1 protein-coding gene is annotated in these 256 nt (G+C 65.6%); it reads left to right on the top strand.

Annotated features, from left to right (window positions below; all coding sequences use genetic code 11):
- A partial coding sequence (locus G6O68_RS32245; RefSeq protein ID WP_206108315.1) for a hypothetical protein occupies window positions 1-255 on the top strand: 255 nt, incomplete at its 5' end.
- Window position 256: the final 1 nt, after the last annotated feature.

Below are 256 nucleotides of genomic sequence, written 5' to 3'. Positions count from 1 at the left end.
AGGAGCGACGAGATGACGACCAAGACCCTGACCGTCGGCGACGCGGTGATCACGAAGGAAGAGGGCGTCTTCGTCGTGCGGTACGACGACGACGCGGCCGAGTTCGACACGCTCCGCGAGGCCCGCGAATTCGCGACCGAGCGGCGGAACGACCTGCTGCTGGAGAAACTGATCGAGAAAGTCGGCCGGATGGGGATGAAGAACCCCAAGACGACGGCCCGGCTGCTGGCGGCGATGGAGGCCTTGAAGGCCTGAG

It is taken from the genome of Paludisphaera soli, from assembly GCF_011064595.1.
In the GTDB taxonomy this organism is placed as follows: domain Bacteria; phylum Planctomycetota; class Planctomycetia; order Isosphaerales; family Isosphaeraceae; genus Paludisphaera; species Paludisphaera soli.
The sequence above is the reverse complement of the archived record's forward strand: the minus strand, read 5'-3'. Positions and strand labels throughout refer to the sequence as shown.